Annotated in this window: 18 protein-coding genes; 11 read left to right on the forward strand and 7 right to left on the reverse strand. The window is 60.4% G+C overall.

Annotated features, from left to right (window positions below; translation table 11 throughout):
• Positions 1–269 precede the first annotated feature (269 nt).
• From ACA067_RS08770 to sthA, 3 genes are all read left to right on the forward strand, one after another.
• Positions 270–1733 carry a glyceraldehyde-3-phosphate dehydrogenase gene (locus tag ACA067_RS08770; RefSeq protein ID WP_497461411.1) on the forward strand — a complete coding sequence of 488 codons (1464 nt, stop codon included), beginning with the start codon at positions 270–272 and terminating at the stop codon, positions 1731–1733.
• A gap of 227 nt (positions 1734–1960) precedes the next feature.
• The gene (locus tag ACA067_RS08775; protein WP_497462752.1) at positions 1961–2947 is read left to right on the forward strand and encodes an FAD:protein FMN transferase; all 987 of its coding nucleotides are present in this window, start codon (positions 1961–1963) and stop codon (positions 2945–2947) included.
• 207 nt (positions 2948–3154) lie between these two features.
• Complete coding sequence (gene sthA, locus ACA067_RS08780; protein ID WP_150765124.1) at positions 3155–4549, forward strand: Si-specific NAD(P)(+) transhydrogenase; 1395 nt, start codon at positions 3155–3157, stop codon at positions 4547–4549.
• A 42-nt stretch (positions 4550–4591) separates the two neighbouring features.
• Here sthA and ACA067_RS08785 read toward each other — a convergent pair whose 3' ends face one another.
• Positions 4592–5314, reverse strand: a complete 723-nt coding sequence (locus tag ACA067_RS08785; RefSeq protein ID WP_497461412.1) for a glycerophosphodiester phosphodiesterase — start codon at positions 5312–5314, stop codon at positions 4592–4594.
• Between the two features lie 14 nt (positions 5315–5328).
• A complete protein-coding gene (locus tag ACA067_RS08790; RefSeq protein WP_497461413.1) occupies positions 5329–5910 on the reverse strand; it encodes a PilZ domain-containing protein in 582 nt (193 codons plus the stop codon).
• A gap of 94 nt (positions 5911–6004) precedes the next feature.
• On the opposite strand from ACA067_RS08790, the gene ACA067_RS08795 reads away from it, so the two are divergent.
• The 3 genes from ACA067_RS08795 (at position 6005) to ACA067_RS08805 (ending at position 9257) form a co-directional block, all read left to right on the forward strand.
• Complete coding sequence (locus tag ACA067_RS08795; RefSeq protein ID WP_497461414.1) at positions 6005–7255, forward strand: lipoprotein-releasing ABC transporter permease subunit; 1251 nt, start codon at positions 6005–6007, stop codon at positions 7253–7255.
• Positions 7256–7262: 7 nt separating this feature from the next.
• A complete protein-coding gene (lolD, locus tag ACA067_RS08800) occupies positions 7263–7946 on the forward strand; it encodes a lipoprotein-releasing ABC transporter ATP-binding protein LolD (protein WP_497461415.1) in 684 nt (227 codons plus the stop codon).
• 66 nt (positions 7947–8012) lie between these two features.
• Positions 8013–9257, forward strand: coding sequence for a lipoprotein-releasing ABC transporter permease subunit (locus tag ACA067_RS08805; RefSeq protein ID WP_497461416.1), 1245 nt, complete (start codon positions 8013–8015; stop codon positions 9255–9257).
• Between the two features lie 123 nt (positions 9258–9380).
• Here ACA067_RS08805 and ACA067_RS08810 read toward each other — a convergent pair whose 3' ends face one another.
• Together ACA067_RS08810 and ACA067_RS08815 are read right to left on the reverse strand one after the other, a co-directional pair.
• Complete coding sequence (locus tag ACA067_RS08810) at positions 9381–10730, reverse strand: heavy metal sensor histidine kinase (protein WP_497461417.1); 1350 nt, start codon at positions 10728–10730, stop codon at positions 9381–9383.
• Positions 10730–11410 (reverse strand): heavy metal response regulator transcription factor, encoded by a 681-nt coding sequence (locus tag ACA067_RS08815; protein WP_497461418.1) that lies wholly within the window; start codon positions 11408–11410, stop codon positions 10730–10732. The genes ACA067_RS08810 and ACA067_RS08815 overlap by 1 nt, the downstream gene beginning before the upstream one ends.
• 155 nt (positions 11411–11565) lie before the next feature.
• On the opposite strand from ACA067_RS08815, the gene copI reads away from it, so the two are divergent.
• Complete coding sequence (gene copI / locus ACA067_RS08820) at positions 11566–12129, forward strand: copper-resistant cuproprotein CopI (protein ID WP_497461419.1); 564 nt, start codon at positions 11566–11568, stop codon at positions 12127–12129.
• A gap of 309 nt (positions 12130–12438) precedes the next feature.
• Positions 12439–13269, forward strand: a complete 831-nt coding sequence (gene queF / locus ACA067_RS08825) for an NADPH-dependent 7-cyano-7-deazaguanine reductase QueF (RefSeq protein ID WP_497461420.1) — start codon at positions 12439–12441, stop codon at positions 13267–13269.
• Positions 13270–13472: 203 nt separating this feature from the next.
• On the opposite strand, the gene ACA067_RS08830 is transcribed toward queF, so the two are convergent.
• The gene (locus ACA067_RS08830; RefSeq protein WP_497461421.1) at positions 13473–13736 is read right to left on the reverse strand and encodes a DUF4404 family protein; all 264 of its coding nucleotides are present in this window, start codon (positions 13734–13736) and stop codon (positions 13473–13475) included.
• A gap of 123 nt (positions 13737–13859) precedes the next feature.
• Positions 13860–14480 (reverse strand): HAD superfamily inactivated hydrolase PcrP, encoded by a 621-nt coding sequence (gene pcrP, locus ACA067_RS08835; RefSeq protein ID WP_497461422.1) that lies wholly within the window; start codon positions 14478–14480, stop codon positions 13860–13862.
• A 198-nt stretch (positions 14481–14678) separates the two neighbouring features.
• Here pcrP and ACA067_RS08840 point away from each other — a divergent pair, with 198 nt between their 5' ends.
• The 3 genes from ACA067_RS08840 to rssC all read left to right on the forward strand — a co-directional run bounded on the left by ACA067_RS08840 (position 14679) and on the right by rssC (position 17389).
• Positions 14679–15368 (forward strand): MlaA family lipoprotein, encoded by a 690-nt coding sequence (locus ACA067_RS08840; protein ID WP_497461423.1) that lies wholly within the window; start codon positions 14679–14681, stop codon positions 15366–15368.
• Between the two features lie 357 nt (positions 15369–15725).
• The gene (rssB, locus tag ACA067_RS08845; protein WP_497461424.1) at positions 15726–16907 is read left to right on the forward strand and encodes a two-component system response regulator RssB; all 1182 of its coding nucleotides are present in this window, start codon (positions 15726–15728) and stop codon (positions 16905–16907) included.
• A complete protein-coding gene (gene rssC, locus ACA067_RS08850) occupies positions 16907–17389 on the forward strand; it encodes an anti-sigma factor antagonist RssC (RefSeq protein ID WP_007935262.1) in 483 nt (160 codons plus the stop codon). Before rssB ends, rssC begins: the two co-directional genes overlap by 1 nt.
• Before the next feature lie 286 nt (positions 17390–17675).
• Here rssC and tal read toward each other — a convergent pair whose 3' ends face one another.
• On the reverse strand, positions 17676–18602 hold the full coding sequence (tal, locus tag ACA067_RS08855) for a transaldolase (protein WP_497456032.1): 927 nt from the start codon (positions 18600–18602) through the stop codon (positions 17676–17678).
• Between the last annotated feature and the right edge of the window lie 171 nt (positions 18603–18773).

Genomic DNA, 18773 nt, shown 5'->3' on the forward strand with positions numbered 1-18773 from the left:
GGGACAAATGTAGTGGTAAAGACAAAATCGGGCCGTTTTTCAGTAAAAATGACGGATTATGTAGTGGCAAAACGGACCAGTGTTACGGATGGTTACGGACAAGGCAGCGCTGTCTCCAAAAATTTGACTCGGCTGCAACCCGCGGTTTTACTGGGCTCGAGCGACGCGTGATTTTTTTGAAGGAAAAGTTGTTACTGGTTGCGCGACAGGCGCGCATTGCTACGGGAGCCACTCGGCGGCATAATGTAGCCCCTTTTTTCTGCCCCTACATGTGGAAGGTTCCCGTGACTCAGAAGCCCGACCAGTGTCTTGGTGAATGGATCGACCGTGAAGCACTCGCAGAAGCGATGATTCCGCTTATCGGTCAGCTCTACCGCAATAACAACGTGGTGAGCTCGATCTATGGCCGCAGCCTGATCAATCGTTCAGTCATCGCGATTCTCAAAGCTCACCGCTTTGCCCGTCATCGCCAGTCCGATGACAGCGAATTGTCCGTCCACGAAACATTCCCGCTGCTCAAGGCGATGAGCGAGCTCAAACTGGGCGCCGCTTCGGTCGACCTGGGCAAGCTTGCCGTCAAGTTCAAGGCCGAAGGCAATGGCCGCAGCGCCGAAGAGTTCGTCCGTGACGAACTGGCCGATGTGGTCGGCAAGCAAAACGGTTCCGGCCGTACCGGTACCGACGTTGTCCTGTACGGCTTCGGTCGTATCGGCCGTCTGCTGGCGCGTATCCTGATCGAGAAAACCGGTGGTGGCGACGGCCTGCGTCTGCGCGCCATCGTGGTCCGCAAGGGCGCCGAGAACGATCTGGTCAAGCGTGCCAGCCTGCTGCGCCGTGACTCGGTGCATGGTCCGTTCGATGGCACCATCACCATTGATGAGGCCAACAACACCATCACCGCCAACGGCAACCTGATCCAGGTTATCTACGCGAAAAACCCGACTGAAGTGGATTACACCCAGTACGGCATCAAAGACGCGCTGCTGGTGGACAACACCGGTGTATGGCGTGACGCTGACGGCCTGGGCCAGCACCTGGCTTGCCCGGGTATCGATCGCGTGGTCCTGACCGCGCCTGGTAAAGGCAAGCTGAAGAACATCGTTCACGGTATCAACCACGGCGAAATCACTGCTGACGACAAGATCGTGTCCGCCGCTTCCTGCACCACCAACGCCATCGTGCCGGTGCTGAAGGCTGTGAATGACAAGTTCGGCATCATCAACGGTCACGTGGAAACGGTTCACTCGTACACCAACGACCAGAACCTGATCGACAACTTCCACAAGGGTGATCGCCGTGGCCGTAGCGCCGCGCTGAACATGGTGATCACCGAGACCGGTGCCGCCACCGCTGCTGCCAAGGCCCTGCCTGAGCTGGCCGGCAAGCTGACCGGTAACGCGATCCGTGTTCCGACGCCGAACGTGTCGATGGCCATTCTCAACCTGAACCTTGAGAAAGCCGCCACCCGTGAAGAGATGAACGAGTACCTGCGCTACATGGCGCTGCACTCCGATCTGCATAAGCAAATCGACTACGTCAATTCGCAGGAAGTGGTGTCCACCGACTTCGTCGGCTCGCGCCACGCAGGCGTGGTGGACGCTGAAGCGACCATCGTTCAGGACAACCGCGTTGTACTGTACGTTTGGTACGACAACGAGTTCGGTTACAGCTGCCAGGTGGTGCGTGTGATGGAAGACATGGCTGGGGTAAACCCGCCAGCGTTTCCGCGCTAAGCACTAGCGGCACATGAAAACGCCCCGGCTTTGGTCGGGGCGTTTTTGTTTGTGGGGTGATCGTTCCCACGCAGAGCGTGGGAACGATCTTGTGTAAGCGCCGCTGAACCCTGTGGGAGCAGGCTCGCTCCCACAGTTTCTATCGCATAATGGCTGGCCTTGGCATTGTGTCGGGGGGGCTTCAGGAGATGCAGGTGTTGTTGAATGGGCGGCTGATTGCAATGGTGATGCTGGTTGGCGCATTGTCCGGCTGCGGCAACGGCGACTCCATGGAAAGCTTCGGCGGCCCGACCATGGGCAGCACTTACTCGATCACCTACCTGCGCCAGGCCGGTCTTGCGGCGCCGGCAGAGGTCCGGGTCGAGGTCGAAAAGATCCTCGCGCAAGTCGATCAGCAAATGTCGACCTACCGCAGCGACTCCGCCATCGAGCGCTTCAACGCGCTACCCGCCCATCGCTGCCAGACAATGCCCGCGCCGATTCTCAAGCTGGTCCGTGTGGCCGAGCAATTGTCGGAACAAAGCGAAGGGTCCTACGACTTGACGGTGGAACCCTTGCTCAATCTCTGGGGGTTCGGCCCGCAAGGCCGTGGGGAAAAAGTCCCTTCCGCCCAGGCGCTGGCCGACGTGCGGCAGCGTGTCGGTTACCAACATTTGCGCATCGAAAGCGATCAGCTGTGCAAGGACGCCGCGGTCGAAGTCGACTTCAACAGCATCGCCGCCGGCTATGCCGTCGACACCATTGCCGCCAGGCTCGACGCGATGGGCATCCACAATTACCTCGCCGAGGCCACCGGCGAACTCAAGGCGGCCGGCAAGAAACTCGATGGCTCACCCTGGCGCATCGCCCTTGAGGAGCCTCGGGATGATCACCAGGTCGCGCAAAGAATCCTTGCCGTCGACGGCTACAGTGTGTCCACTTCCGGTGATTACCGGAACTATTTCGAGCAGGACGGCAAGCGCTATTCCCACACCTTCGACGCCCGCACGGGAGCACCGGTCTCACACACCCTGGCGTCAGTCACGGTGATTCATCCTTCAGCGTTGATGGCCGATGGCTTATCCACCCTGTTGCTGATTCTCGGCCCGGTACGCGGTTGGGACTACGCCGAAAAACACGCTATCGGTGCATTCTTTGTGATGCGTGCCGATAGCGGTTTTGTCATTCGAACCAATCAGGCTTTTGAGCGCCTGAGCGGTGCAAAGACCGAGTGATTACAGCGATTCGCGCATTGAAAACTGGCGTTGTAGTGCAGGCAAAAGTAGCCTACGACGCGACCAAGGGTTAATGTGCCCGGCGTTGACGCTTCTATAGACTGTGTCCCGGGTCTGCACTGGCCCCAAATTGTTCCTTCACGCCGCAGACCGGCGTGATTTAGCCGCAGGTGCCGAGGGCGCCGCGGCCTGTTCTGAGGAGTACGCATGGCTGTCTACAACTACGACGTGGTGGTACTGGGTTCCGGCCCGGCGGGAGAAGGCGCGGCAATGAACGCCGCCAAGGCAGGGCGCAAGGTGGCGATGGTCGATAGCCGTCGCCAGGTCGGCGGCAACTGCACCCACCTGGGTACCATCCCGTCCAAGGCACTGCGTCACTCGGTCCGGCAGATCATGCAGTTCAACACCAACCCGATGTTCCGGGCCATTGGTGAGCCGCGCTGGTTCTCGTTCCCGGACGTGCTGAAAAGCGCCGAGAAAGTCATTTCCAAACAAGTCGCTTCGCGCACCGGCTACTACGCCCGTAACCGCGTCGACGTATTCTTCGGCACCGGCAGCTTCGCCGACGAGCAAACCATCGAAGTCGTCTGCGGCAACGGCGTGGTCGAGAAGCTGGTGGCCAAGCACATCATCATCGCCACCGGCTCGCGCCCGTATCGTCCGGCGGACATCGATTTCCACCACCCGCGCATCTACGATAGCGACACCATCCTCAGCCTCGGCCACACCCCGCGCAAACTCATCGTCTACGGCGCCGGGGTGATCGGTTGCGAATACGCCTCGATCTTCAGCGGCCTGGGGGTGCTGGTCGAGCTGGTGGATAACCGCGGTCAGTTGCTGAGCTTCCTCGACTCGGAAATTTCCCAGGCCCTGAGTTACCACTTCAGCAACAACAACATCACGGTTCGCCACAACGAAGAATACGACCGCGTCGAAGGCGTTGACAGCGGCGTGATCCTGCACCTCAAGTCCGGCAAGAAGATCAAGGCCGACGCCTTGCTCTGGTGCAACGGCCGTACCGGCAACACCGATCAGCTGGGCCTGGAAAACATCGGCGTGAAGGTCAACAGCCGCGGCCAGATCGAAGTCGACGAGGCCTACCGTACCTGCAAGCCGAACATCTACGGCGCCGGTGACGTGATCGGTTGGCCGAGCCTGGCCAGTGCCGCGCACGACCAGGGTCGTTCGGCCGCTGGCAGCATCGTTGACAACCATAGCTGGCGCTTCGTCAACGATGTGCCGACCGGCATCTACACCATTCCGGAGATCAGCTCGATCGGCAAGAACGAGCAGGAGCTGACCCAGGCCAAGGTGCCGTACGAAGTGGGCAAGGCGTTCTTCAAGGGCATGGCGCGGGCACAGATCGCCGGCGAGCCCCAGGGCATGCTGAAGATCCTGTTCCACCGCGAGACCCTGGAGGTACTGGGCGTGCACTGCTTCGGTTATCAGGCGTCGGAGATCGTGCACATCGGCCAGGCGATCATGAACCAGCCGGGCGACCTCAATACCCTGAAGTACTTCGTCAACACCACGTTCAACTACCCGACCATGGCCGAAGCCTATCGGGTCGCCGCCTACGATGGCCTCAACCGGCTTTTTTGAGCGGCTCCGGCCGGTGGCCTGAGCCGGCCGGGGAGACCGATTTCAGCAATTCTCGAGCGTGGCGCTGGCCAAACCGGGAAAGTCTGTAATCAGGCTGTCAACGCCGAAGTCGGCGAGCCTGCGCATCAGCGCGGGCTCGTTGACTGTCCACACCGACACATGCAGCCCCTGACGCTGTGCCTTCTGCAGGCGTTCCGGCGTACACAGGGTCCAGTTCAGCGCCAGAATCTCACAGCCATAGCTTTGCGCGACCTTCAATGGGTCGAGCCAGGCGTACTCGGCCACCAGTCCGCGGGACACGTCCGGCACCAGGTCCAACGCGGCTTTGAGCACTTCCCGCGAGCTCGAGGTGATCGTCACCTTGTCCAGCAGGCCATGGCGCTGAGCCATTTCACGAATCGCCAGCACGGTGGTCACGGCGCGGGTGCGTGAAGCGCTCTTGACCTCCAGCTGCCAGTGTTCGAAATCGCATTGCTCGAACAACGCTTCCAGTGTCGGGATCGGGCAGGGCTTGATCCAGCCCGGGCCACCCTGGCGCGCGTCGTAGGTCACCAGCTGCGCCGCGGTATGCTCGACCACCTTGCCGCGACGGTCGGTGGTGCGCTTGAGGGTCGGGTCGTGGATGACCATCAACTCGCCATCCATGGACAGGTGCAGGTCCAGTTCGCAGCGGCGCACGCCGTGCTTGAGACATTCCTGAAAGCCGGTCAGGGTGTTTTCCGGTGCTTCGCCCTTGGCGCCGCGATGGCCGTAGATGAGGGTCACGGTTCTTCCTTAAATTAAATGCCTGATTCTGATTGGTCGCGGGTCAGGCGTCGTTCCTGGGCCTGCTTCTGCAAGATGTAGCGGGCCAGCAACTGCCGCTGGGCATCGGTCGGGTATTGGAACTCGGTGCCGATGTCGTAGCCGTCGCCCTTGGGGTTGCAATGGGTGACGCGAGCCCGCAGCAACAGGCCAAGGGCTTGCGGCATCAGCACCAGCTTGATCGACAGGTGTGTGCCAGCGGCAAAGGGTGTCGGATGCTGGAAGTCGATGCCGCCTTCGGAAATGATCACCGGCTGCGGCTCGCCGATCTGCCCGAGCACGGTGATGGCGATCACCTGGCTGAGCAGATCGATGCGTTTATTCTGGGATTTGAGGAACGCCGCGAGGTGACGGTCGCGCTCGCTGATCTGGCGCAGCAAGTGTTGCGACTCGAATTCGCTGAGGTGCAGTTCGCTGAGCAAGTTGAAGAGCGGAGAAGCATCCTGCAACACTTCCTGGCCGAAGGCTTCGGGGGCAGACAGAGGCCGAATTTCCAGTGCGATCGTGTCCTCGATACGGTAGTATTCGCGGCGATCTTCTTCATCTAATGTCGACATGGCGAACCCATGGTAGCGGCGGTGGTCTGAGTGTAAAGCTGGTTATCGACCCCCGCCACAAGGACGTTCCTTTTCCCTCCGAACAAGCCCCGACATGTTCAGACCTCTCTTCGTATTTATTGGCACGCGTTATACCCGTGCAAAGCGTCGCAACCATTTTGTATCCTTCATTTCCCTGACCTCGATCATTGGACTCGCCCTCGGCGTGGTCGTGATGATCGTGGTGCTGTCGGTCATGAACGGCTTCGATCATGAGATGCGCACCCGCGTGCTGGGCATGGTGCCCCACGCGACCATCGAGTCCGGTGAACCGATCAACGACTGGCCGAGCCTGGCCGCCAAGGTCCAGCAGAACCCGCAGGTGACGGCCGTGGCGCCGTTCACCCAGATGCAGGGGTTGCTGACCAACAAGGGCAAGGTCTCCAAGGTCCTGCTCAATGGCATCGATCCGGCGCTGGAACGGCAGGTGTCGATCATCGACAAGTTCATGCAGCAGGGCCAACTCGACGCCCTGGCGCCCGGCAGTTTTGGCATCGTCATCGGCGACAAGGCGGCGGCCAAGCTCGGTGCGGCCATCGGCGACAAGCTGACCTTCGTCGCGCCTGAGGTCACCGTGACCCCGGCCGGCATGTTCCCGCGCATGAAACGCTTTACCGTGGTCGGCATCTTCCATGTCGGCGCCGGTGAGATCGACGGCTACCTGGGCGTGACCAACCTGCAGGACCTGGCCAGGCTGCATCGCTGGAAGCCGGACCAGGTGCAGGGCATCCGCTTGAAGTTCGACGACCTGTTCCAGGCGCCGCGCACCGCGTGGAACATCGCCCAGCAGCTCGGCGAAGATCATTACTACGCCCGGGACTGGACCCGCACCCACGGCAATCTGTATCAGGCGATCCGCATGGAAAAAGCCATGATCGGCCTGTTGTTGCTGCTGATCGTCGCCGTGGCGGCGTTCAACATCATTTCCACGCTGGTGATGGTGGTGAACGACAAGAAGGGCGACATCGCGATCCTGCGTACCCTGGGCGCCACGCCGGGTTCGATCATGGCGATCTTCATGGTGCAGGGCACGGTGATTGGTGTGGTCGGGACGCTGATCGGCGCCGTGGTCGGGATCTTCGCCGCGCTGAATGTCAGCGCCGCGATCTCGGCCCTCGAAGGCTTGATCGGCCACAAGTTTCTCAACGCCGATGTGTACTTCATCGATTACCTGCCGTCGCAAGTGCAGAGCGACGATGTATTGATGGTCTGCGCCGCCGCGTTGGTCCTGAGTTTCCTCGCCACCCTGTATCCAGCCTGGCGTGCCGCGCGCACCCAGCCTGCGGAGGCGCTACGTTATGAGTGAGTCGGGCATGAGTGATAAAGCAATCTTGAGCTGCCGCAACCTGGGCAAATCCTACGAGGAAGGCCCGGAATCGGTCGAGGTCCTGGCCGGTCTGCAACTGGAGTTGCACCCGGGTGAGCGGGTGGCGATTGTCGGCACCTCGGGTTCGGGCAAAAGTACCTTGCTCAATCTGTTGGGCGGCCTCGACACGCCCACCAAGGGCAGCGTCTGGCTGGCCGGTGAAGAGCTGTCGGCGTTGAACGAAAAGGCCCGTGGCCTGCTACGCAACCGGTCACTGGGTTTCGTTTACCAGTTCCACCATTTGCTGCCGGAATTCACCGCGCTGGAAAACGTCTGCATGCCGCTGCTGATCGGCAAGACGGCTATTCCAGAAGCGCGTCAACGGGCGACGGCGTTGCTGGAGCGGGTAGGGCTGGGCCATCGCCTGGAACACAAACCGGCCGAATTGTCCGGTGGCGAACGTCAGCGCGTGGCCATCGCCCGTGCCCTGGTGAACACGCCCGGCCTGGTGATGCTCGACGAGCCGACCGGCAACCTCGACTCCCACACCGCCCAGGGCATTCAGGATTTGATGCTGGAACTCAGCGTGTCGATGCGCACCGCGTTCCTGGTGGTGACCCACGACATGAACCTGGCTCGCCAGATGGATCGCGTCCTGCACCTGCAGGAAGGTTACCTGACGCCCATCTGACTGGCCGCAACCCGACGTCACTGAACGGTGCGTCGGGTCTTTTATTTTTATACGGTGCCCCTGCGAATGTTCAGACCGTTATCGATCTTCATCGGCGCGCGCTATACCCGCGCCAAGCGCCGCAATCGCTTTGTTTCCTTCATCTCGATGACCTCGATGATCGGCCTCGCCCTGGGCGTGCTGGCGATGATCGTGGTGCTGTCAGTCATGAATGGCTTCCAGCGCGAAATGAGCTCGCGCATCCTCGGCATGGTGCCCCACGCGACCATCGTCGGCGTCAATCCGATCGATGACTGGCAGCCGGTGGCCGCGGCAGCGATGAAAAATCCCGAAGTGACCGCGGCGGTGCCGTTCACCGAGATGGAAGGCATGCTGTCCTACAAGGGCACGATGCAGCCGATCCAGGTCAGCGGCGTCGATCCGGCGCTGGAAGGCAAGGTCTCGATCGTCGCCCAGCACATCGTCCAGGGTCGCCTCGACGCCTTGAAACCGGGCGAGTTCGGCGTGGTGATCGGCGAGATCACGGCGCGGCGCTTCCGCTTGAACGTCGGCGACAAGATCACCCTGATCGTGCCGGAAGTCAGCACCGCGCCGGGCGGGATCACCCCGCGCATGCAGCGGCTGAACGTGGTCGGCGTGTTCAAGGTCGGTGCCGAGCTGGATGGTTCGATGGCGCTGATCCACCTGGCCGATGCCGCGCAGATGCAGCACTGGGAACCGAATCAGGTGCAAAGCGTGCGCCTGGCGGTAAAGGATTTGTACGCGGCGCCAACCGTCTCCAGCGAGGTGGCTGCGGGTCTTGGCAGCGCCTACCGGGCTGACGACTGGACCCACACCCAGGGCAGTCTGTTCAGCGCGATGAAGATGGAAAAAACCATGATCGGCCTGCTGTTGCTGATGATCGTCGCCGTGGCGGCGTTCAACATCATCGCGACCCTGATCATGGTGGTGAACGACAAGGGCGCGGACATTGCGATCCTGCGCACCATCGGTGCCACCCCCCGGCAGATCATGGCGATTTTCATGGTCCAGGGCACGGTGATCGGGGTCGTCGGGACCTTGATCGGTGGTGTGCTCGGGGTGATTGCGGCGTTGAACGTCAGCGAGTTGGTGGGCTGGGTGGAGCGGGTGAGTGGGCAGCACATCTTCAGTTCCGATGTGTATTTTGTCAGTAACCTGCCGTCCGAATTGCAGGGAGCGGATGTGTTGTTGATCTGCTCGGCCGGTTTCATCTTGAGCTTCCTCGCCACCGTTTACCCGGCCTGGCGTGCGGCGAAGATCGAGCCGGCTACAGCGTTGCGGTATTCGTAGTCCGATAGACCGCTTTCGCGAGCAAGCCCGCTCCCACAGGGTTTCGAGTCGTTCACACCATTGTGGCTCAACTCGGTCACTGTGGGAGCGAGCTTGCTCGCGATAGGGCCGGCCCTGCTGGCCTCAATCCCCCTTTGGCAACTCAATCACAAACCGCGTCCACCCCCGATCCGATTCACACCGAATCTGCCCACCATGGGCCCGAATGATCGACCGGGTAATCGCCAGCCCCAACCCCGCATGCTCACTGCTGCCTTCATGCCGCGCCGGATCAACCCGGTAGAATCGGTCAAACAAACGCGGCAGCAGCTCCTCGGATATCCCCCCACCATTGTTCTCAACCGTCAGGCTCAACCCATTGGGCTGCTCGACAATCAACACCCGAACCTCCCCCTCAGGCGGCGCAAACCGCAGCGCATTATCCAGCAGATTGGACAGCGCCCGCCGCAACATACTGCGATCGCCCTCCATCTGCGCACTGCCTTCACGACTCAACCTGACCTGCGCGTCCTCCGCCAACGGCGCAAAGAACTCCAGCAACACATCCACTTCCTCCGCCAGTTCCAGCGGCTCGCGCCTGGGCATCAACAGCCCGTGGTCTGCCTTGGCCAGGTACAGCATGTCGTTGACCAGTTGCGCCATCCATTGCAGTTCTTCGAGGTTGCTGTGCAGTGCTTCGCGGTAATCCTCGATCGGGCGCGGGCGGGTGAGGGTGACCTGGGTGTGGGTCAGCAGGTTCGACAGCGGCGTGCGCAGTTCGTGGGCGATGTCGGCGGAGAACGCCGAGAGCCGCTGAAAAGAGTCGTCGAGGCGTCCGAGCATGGCGTTGAAATGGTGGGCCATTTCCGCGAGTTCCGGCGGCATGTCGGTGTCGGGCAGGCGCGCATTGAGCGATTGCGCCGACACGCCGCGGGCCACCGCACTCATGCGCCGCAAGGGGCGCAAACCGCTGCGTGCCGCCCAGGCACCGAGCAGGGCGGTGGCCAGGGCCGACAAGCCCACGGTCAGCCAGATCAGGTGCTGCATGCGTTGCAGAAAGTGCTGGTGATGGGTGATGTCCAGCAGCAAGGTCAGCTGCGGCGAGTCGGGTCGGTCGGGGAACAACGGAGCCTTCAACACGCGATAGTCCGTGCCGGCATCGTTGAGGGTCGACAGGCCCGGTTGCTGCGGCAAACTGGCGGGCAGGCGCTGCGAACTGTCATACCAGCGTTGGCCATCGCTGCCGGTGATCCGCAGCGACAAATCCGCTTGTCGGCTCAACTCATCCGCCAGTCTGACTTCGCTCTCGCTCGATTGAAGATCGTGAAGCGCACGGCGCAGGCCGATCAACTTGCCGTCGAGCAATTGCTGATCCAGTTCAACAAAGTGCGCCTCGCTGGCGCGACTGAACAACACCCCGGCGAACAGTGAAACCACGGCGGTGCAGGCGGCAAACAACAGCGCCAGGCGACTGCTCAGCGACAGTCTGCGCATCAGGCCGGGCGCTCTTCAAGGACGTAACCCATGCCGCGCACGGTGTGGATCAGCTTGTTCGGGAACTCATCGTCGATCTTCAGGCGCAGACGACGGATCGCCACTTCGATGACATTGGTGTCGCTGTCGAAATTCATGTCCCAGACCTGGGAGGCGATCAGCGACTTGGGCAGGACTTCGCCCTGACGACGCAGAAGCATTTCCAGCAAGGCAAATTCCTTGGCGGTCAGGTCGATGCGCTGGCCGTTGCGTTCGACCCGGCGGCGGATCATGTCCAGGCGCAAGTCGGCCAGTTGCAGGCTGGTTTCCTGGGGGCTGGCGCTGCCGCGACGCAACAGGCTGCGGACCCGGGCCAGCAGTTCGGAGAAGGCGAAGGGTTTGACCAGGTAATCGTCAGCCCCCAGCTCCAGGCCGTGAACCCTGTCCTCCACCGCGTCACGCGCGGTCAGAAAAAGTACCGGGGTGTCGAGGCCGGCGCCGCGCACCGCCTGCAGAATCTGCCAGCCATCGCGGCCGGGCAGCATCACATCGAGAATCAACAGCGCGTAATCGCCGCTCAGCGCCAACTGCTGGCCGGTGCTGCCGTCGGCCACCAGTTCGGTGTTGAACCCGGCCTCGGTCAGGCCCTGGCGCAGGTAATGGCCGGTTTTCGGTTGGTCTTCGACGATCAGCAGTTTCATGGGCGACTCGAGGCAGATGGAACGAACGCTTTATACCGTGGGCAGCATCAGTACAGGCCAACCTGACAAAGTTGTAATCGGGGTGTCAGGTTGTCGGCAGCGGTTGCAGTTTAGAGTTTTCCACAGGCTGAACCTTATCTTGTTGGAGTACGACCATGTTTTTGCGCAAACCTCTGATGCTGGCCGCGTGTTTGCTGGTGCTGAGTTCGCCGGTGTGGGCATCGCCGGCGCATACCTTCGACTTCGGTCAACCGGCGCCGGCAGCCAAGGCGACCCGCAGCGTTGAAGTGGTGATGGGCGACATGTCGTTCACGTCGAAGGCGATCGAGATCAAGGCCGGTGAGACGGTTCGTTTTGTGCTGGTGAATAAAGGCCAGTTGCTGCACGAATTCAACCTCGGCGACGCGGCGATGCATGCCAGTCACCAGCAGGAAATGCTGAAGATGCAGCAAAGCGGCATGCTCACGCCTACAGGCAAGAAGGAAATGGACCACGGCTCCATGCCCGGTATGGATCATGGTATGAAGCACGACGACCCCAACAGCGTGCTGATAGAACCGGGCAAAACCGGCGAGCTGACCTGGACCTTCACCAAGGCCACCCACCTGGAATTTGCCTGCAATATCCCCGGCCACTACCAGGCGGGCATGGTCGGCCAGTTGACCGTAGGCACTGCCGGCGCTGCCGGAACTGTAGGACCCGTAGGAGCTGTCGAGTGAAACGAGGCTGCGATCTTTTAAGGGCACCCCCGGCACTTTAATGGCGTTCAGTTAAGGAAATTGTAGGAGCGAGCTTACTCCGGGCGGCGTTCCGACGATGGACTCAGAGGCGCCGCGTTTAACCAGTCAACATGCGTTATCGTTAACGACCATCGCGAGCAAGCTCGCTCCTACAGGGCGCCGCGTTTAACCAGTCAACATGCGTTATCGTTAACGACCATCGTCGGAACGCCGCCCGGAGCAAGCTCGCTCCTACAGCCAAACGCAAAGACTGGTAGAATCCGCTGATTCTTCATTCAGGTTTCCGCCATGCATCCCGCAGCCGAACACTCGCCGCTGGGCAAATCCAGCGAATACATCGCCACCTACACGCCGTCCTTGCTGTTCCCGATCCCGCGCACCGCAAAATGGGCCGAGCTGGGCCTGACGGCGCAAACCTTGCCCTACAAGGGCGTGGACTTCTGGAACTGCTTCGAGCTGTCGTGGCTGTTGCCGTCTGGCAAGCCGGTGGTGGCGATCGGCGAGTTCAGCATTCCGGCGGATTCGCCGAACATCATCGAATCCAAGTCGTTCAAGCTGTACCTGAACTCCCTGAACCAGACGCCGTTTGCCGATAACGCCAGCCTTGAAGCCACGCTGGTGAAGGACCTGTCGGCCGCGGCCGGCAAGCCGGTCGGTGTGCGCATTCGCCGCCTGCAAGAAGTTGAAGCCGAAGGCGTCATGGCGTTGCCGGGCGTGTGCATCGATGATCTGGATATCAGCGTGAGCAACTATGAGCATCCGCGTCCGGAGCTGCTGCGTTGCGATGAGTCGCGCATTGTCGAGGAGAGCGTGCACAGCCACTTGCTCAAATCCAACTGCCCGGTCACCAGCCAGCCGGACTGGGGCAGCGTGGCGGTGGAGTACCGTGGCGCGGCGCTGGATCATGCGAGTTTGCTGGAGTACATCGTCAGCTTCCGCCAGCACTCGGACTTCCATGAACAGTGTGTGGAGCGGATTTTTCTCGACCTGCAGCGGCTGCTGAAGCCGGAGAAATTGACGGTGTATGCGCGGTATGTGCGCCGTGGCGGGTTGGATATCAATCCGTATCGCAGTACCGAAGACGTGCAACTGCCGAACCACCGCCTGGTCCGTCAGTAAGATCAAGATCAAGATCAAGATCAAAAGATCGCAGCCTTCGGCAGCTCCTACATTGACGGCGTGTAAACCCGATCCTGTAGGAGCTGCCGAAGGTTCGGGCCGCGTTCGGACGATCTTGGCGTCATACCAGACGCAAAAGACTCCACGGTTGAAATGAAAAAAGCCCCGCCATCGCTGGCAGGGCTTTTTTGCATCCAGCGGGATCAGATCCCCATATTGCCCAACGCCTGCACAATGTTGCGCAAGGTGCCGGCCAGGGTTGGGTGGTCGATTTCAAAGCGTTCGACAGCCAGGTTCACGTTATCGGAAAGGCTGGAATCCTGGGTTTTGGTTTCCAGTTCAATCTCCGATTGGATCTGTTGCATCAGCACGTGCAGATCTTCGCGCTCGGCTTCGGTCAGCGGTGGATTCTGTTCCAATTGCTCGCGCAGTCTACTGAGCTGTTCTTGCAATTCGCGGGCAGGCATGGCGTTCTTCCTTTTATCGATAGGCACTGGCATAGACCACAGCGGCACGCCAAAGGTCTATGGCTGTCCTTTAGATTAATCCACTCCCGCGCAACCTGCATGCGTTCATAGGTGAGGCGGCGGTCAGGGCTTCTCGCCCTTGAGCCGGCGCAGGCTGATGTCGGCCAGGCAGGTGTCAAGTTCGCCAAGGTGATCGATCACCGAATGCACACCCAGGCCGAACAGTTGCACCGTGGCCTTGCCGCGTTTGATGTCCCGTTCCTGCTGAGTCAATGCCTGCCACTCGTTGGGCGCCAGTCCGCAGAGCGAGCCGCAGGACGCCAGGCCAATCGTCCACAACCCGGCATTCAACCCCGATTGCAGCAAGCGCGGTTCGCCGCTGACCAGCACGCAACCTTCCAGGCGCTCGACGTTCAAGCGCATTAATGCTTGCCAGCAGGCATCGGGGGCCGGCCATGGATTGATTGTTGCAATGTGTTGCGACGGGATTATCCATTCCGGCAGGGCGGCGGCCAGGGAATGGCAGAGGGCAGGGGGCAGTTCATCGAGCCAGGCGCAGGGAATCCGTTGCCGCTGCAAATTGTGCAGGCTCTCCAGGGCGCCGGGCGTGACCTCGGCCTGTTCGCTGGCGTGGCTGTCGTGACGGTGCGTGCGGGCGCCGAAATCCACCAGGCAACCACTAAGACCGAACAGCACGGCGGTCAGGCTGGGTGCAGCGAGGGGCAAGGTTTCGGCGTGCGGCATAGTAACGTCCCTGAAATAGTTTCAAGGCTAGGGGCCGACGGTGACAGTTGCGTGACATGGCGGTGAATCGCCGAACATCATCGCCAATCTGCAGCCTGGAACGTACGATGCTGCCTAAAGCGGCTATTCCGTCTTATACTAGCCCGCTTATCGCTTGGGCCCCTGTGCCCGCGCCAGTAACAATCCAAGGAGTTTTCTATGCGCTGGAGCAATCATCTAGCTCGGCTTTGTGTGTGCGCCAGTGTGCTGGTGGTTCCGTTCGTTGCCCAGGCCGCCACGGAAGAAGATCCTTGGGAAAGCATCAACCGCCCGATCTACAGATTCAACGACGTGCTCGACACCTATGCCCTGAAGCCCTTGGCTCAAGGCTACCAGTTCGTGACGCCGCAGTTCCTCGAAGACGGCATCCACAACATGTTCCGCAACGTCGGTGATGTGACCAACCTTGCCAACGACCTCTTGCAGGCCAAGCCGGCCGCCGCAGGTGTCGACACTGCGCGCCTGATCTTCAACACCACCTTCGGTGTGCTGGGCTTCTTCGATGTGGGCACCCACATGGGCCTGCAGCGTAACGACGAAGACTTCGGCCAGACCCTCGGTTACTGGGGCATGGGCAGCGGGCCTTACGTGATGTTGCCGTTGTTGGGCCCAAGCACCCTGCGTGACGCGCCGTCCAAGTATGTCGACGGCTACACCGGCCCCTACCGCTACATGGACGACGTATCGGTGCGTAACTCGATCATGGGCCTGTACATCATCGACACCCGCGCCAGCCTGCTGTCGGCCGAGAAACTGATCAGTGGCGACAAGTACACCTTCATCCGTAATGCGTACTTGCAAAACCGCGAATTCAAAGTCAAGGACGGCCAGGTCGAAGACGATTTCTGATCCCGGGTAGGAGCAAGCTTGTTCCGGGCTCGCTCCTACAGGTGTTTAATTCGGAGAGAGACGAAGTACCCATTAAATCCGTGGGTTACGACCTTCCATCCAGTTACGCTTCAGCCGGTTTTTATAACTCCCGGTCATTTGGCAACCAAAGACGTCAAGCGACCATCGGCGTGAGCTTGAAACGCCCCGCGGATGGGAGTACCGTCTGCGCCTTAGAAGGGCACCTCTGGTGTACCCGTGTGTAGGGCAAATGCCCGAAAACGGTGCGACGGAGAGGCTAGAAAGCGAATCCAGTAGTGAGAGCCGGCCAAACCGCCTGCCTGCTACGCCAACCTAATTCTGGCGCCGTTTGCCCACATGCCAAAAACCAGTGCCACGCTGCTGATAATCGATGATGACGAAGTAGTGCGCGCGAGCCTCGCCGCCTATTTGGAAGACAGTGGTTTCAGCGTCTTGCAGGCCAGCAATGGCCAGCAGGGTCTTCAGGTATTCGAGCAAGACAAGCCCGACTTGGTCATCTGCGATCTGCGCATGCCGCAGATGGGCGGGCTCGAACTCATCCGCCAGGTCACCGAGCGGTCGCCACAGACCCCGGTCATCGTGGTGTCGGGCGCCGGCGTGATGAACGACGCGGTCGAGGCCCTGCGCCTGGGCGCGGCGGACTACCTGATCAAGCCTCTCGAAGATCTGGCTGTGCTCGAGCACTCTGTGCGCCGGGCCCTGGATCGTGCGCGCCTGCTGCTGGAAAACCAGCGCTACCGCGAGAAGCTGGAAAAGGCCAACCGCGAGCTCGCCGCCAGCCTGAACCTGCTCCAGGAAGACCAGAACGCCGGTCGCCAGGTGCAGATGAACATGTTGCCGGTCAGCCCGTGGACCATCGACGAGTTCAAGTTTGCGCATCAGATCATTCCGTCGCTGTACCTGTCGGGTGATTTCGTCGACTACTTTCGGGTCGACGAGCGTCGGGTAGCCTTCTACCTGGCGGACGTTTCCGGTCATGGCGCCTCTTCAGCCTTCGTTACCGTGCTGCTGAAGTTCATGACCACGCGCCTGCTGTTCGAATCCAAGCGCAGCGGTACATTGCCGGAATTCAAGCCTTCAGAAGTCCTTGGTCATATCAACCGAGGCCTGATCAGTTGTAAGCTGGGTAAACACGTCACAATGGTCGGTGGAGTCATCGACGAGGAGACAGGTTTGTTGACCTATAGCATCGGTGGTCATTTGCCGTTGCCTGTGTTGTACACGCCAGACAGTGTTCGTTATCTGGAAGGGCGCGGTCTGCCGGTAGGCCTCTTCAATGAAGCCACCTACGAAGATCACGTACTGGAGTTGCCACCGACGTTCAGCCTTACGCTGATGTCCGATGGCATTCTGGACCTTTTGCCAGAACCTACACTCAAAGAAAAAGAAGCGGCTTTGCCCCAACGGGTCAAGGCAGCGGGCGGCAGCCTGGATGGTCTGCGGCAGGTTTTTGGATTGGCCACGCTGGGGGAGATGCCGGATGATATCGCCCTGTTGGTGTTGAGCAGGAATCTTTGATGAGTACCGGTAGAATCCAGTTCGCCGAGCAGGACGGCACCTTCGTCCTCAAGTTCGTCGGTGAAGTTCGCCTGACCCTGTGTTCGGCGTTGGATGCGACTATTGAGCGGATCTTCACCGCGTTGAACTTCAACGCGATCGTGATCGACCTGACCGAAACCCGCAGCATCGACAGCACCACCCTGGGCCTGCTGGCCAAACTGTCGATCCTGTCGCGGCAAAAGGTCGGCCTGCTGCCGACCGTCGTCACCACCCACGAAGACATCACCCGTCTGCTGCAGTCCATGGGCTTCGAGCAAGTGTTCAACATCGTTGACCGCCCGATCCCGTGCCCTGAGTGCCTGACCGACCTGCCAGACCAGGACCAGTCCGAAGAAGTGGTGCGGATCAAAGTGCTCGAAGCGCACAAGATCCTCATGGGCCTGAACGACTCCAACCGTGAAGCCTTCCACGACCTGGTGAATGCCCTCGAACGGCATTGATCTCTTGCAGGAGATAGGCTTGCTCCGGGCGGCGTTCCGACGAAAGCGGTGAGTCTCTAGCACCTGTATCGACTGATACAACGCCATCGCGGGCAAGCCCGCTCCCACAGGGACTTGCGTCGTTCGCATCCTTCGCGAACGACATAAATCCTGTGGGAGCGGGCTTGCCCGCGAAGGCGCCATAACAATCACCACAACCTTGGCGCGAAGCCCATCCAACACCCAAATTCAACGCAAAAAAAGGGCGAACCCAAAGTTCGCCCTTTTTGCATTGCCCTGAACTAAATCACAGCTTGGCCTGCAACAACGCCTCAAGCTTCTCCTGATCCCGAGCAAACTGACGAATACCCTCAGCCAGCTTCTCGGTCGCCATCGCATCTTCGTTGGACAACCAACGGAACTGCGCTTCATTCAGACTCAAGCGTGCCTCACCGGCATTGCCCGGCGCCAACTTGCGTTCCAGCTTGCCGGTATCCGCTGCCAGCTTCTCCAGCAGATCCGGGCTGATGGTCAGACGGTCGCAACCGGCCAGCTGCTCGATCTGATTCAGATTGCGGAAGCTCGCGCCCATCACCACGGTCTTGTAGTCATTGGCCTTGTAGTAGTTATAAATCCGCGTCACCGACTGCACACCCGGATCATCCGCGCCGGTGTAGTCATTGCCATTGGCCTTCTTGTACCAATCGTAGATGCGGCCCACGAACGGCGAAATCAGGAACACCCCGGCATCGGCACAAGCGGCGGCCTGAGCGAAGGAGAACAGCAGGGTCAAGTTGGTCTGGATGCCTTCTTTTTCCAACTGCTCGGCAGCGCGGATACCTTCCCAGGTGGACGCGATCTTGATCAGCACCCGGTCACGGCCGATGCCAGCCTTGTCATACAGCTCGATCAGACGGTGCGCGCGCTTCAATACGGCGTCAGTGTCGAACGACAGGCGCGCATCCACTTCAGTGGAAATACGGCCCGGTACAACCTTCAGGATTTCCTGCCCTACCGCCACGCCAAAACGGTCGCTGGCCAGGCCGACATCGCCCTTGCAGTCGTGAACGCAAGCATTCAGCAACTCGGCATAACCGGAAATGGCCGCCGCTTTGAGCAGCAGCGAAGGGTTGGTGGTAGCGTCCACGGGTTTAACGCGAGCGATAGCTTCGAAGTCGCCGGTGTCGGCAACCACGGTGGTCATTTGTTTGAGTTGATCCAGCTTGGAAGTCATGGGCGTGCTCTGTCCTATGGGTCTGTTGACATTACCCGAGCGCTGACAGCCACTCAAGGGCGTGTACGTGTATCGATGGCCCCAGCGGCAACAACCGGAAAACGGATGTTTGAAAGGCGGGGCGCGGTATCGATAGTTACGATGCCAAATCCGGGCACAGGTTCAACCGGG

This window comes from Pseudomonas sp. LBUM1674, assembly GCF_059695635.1.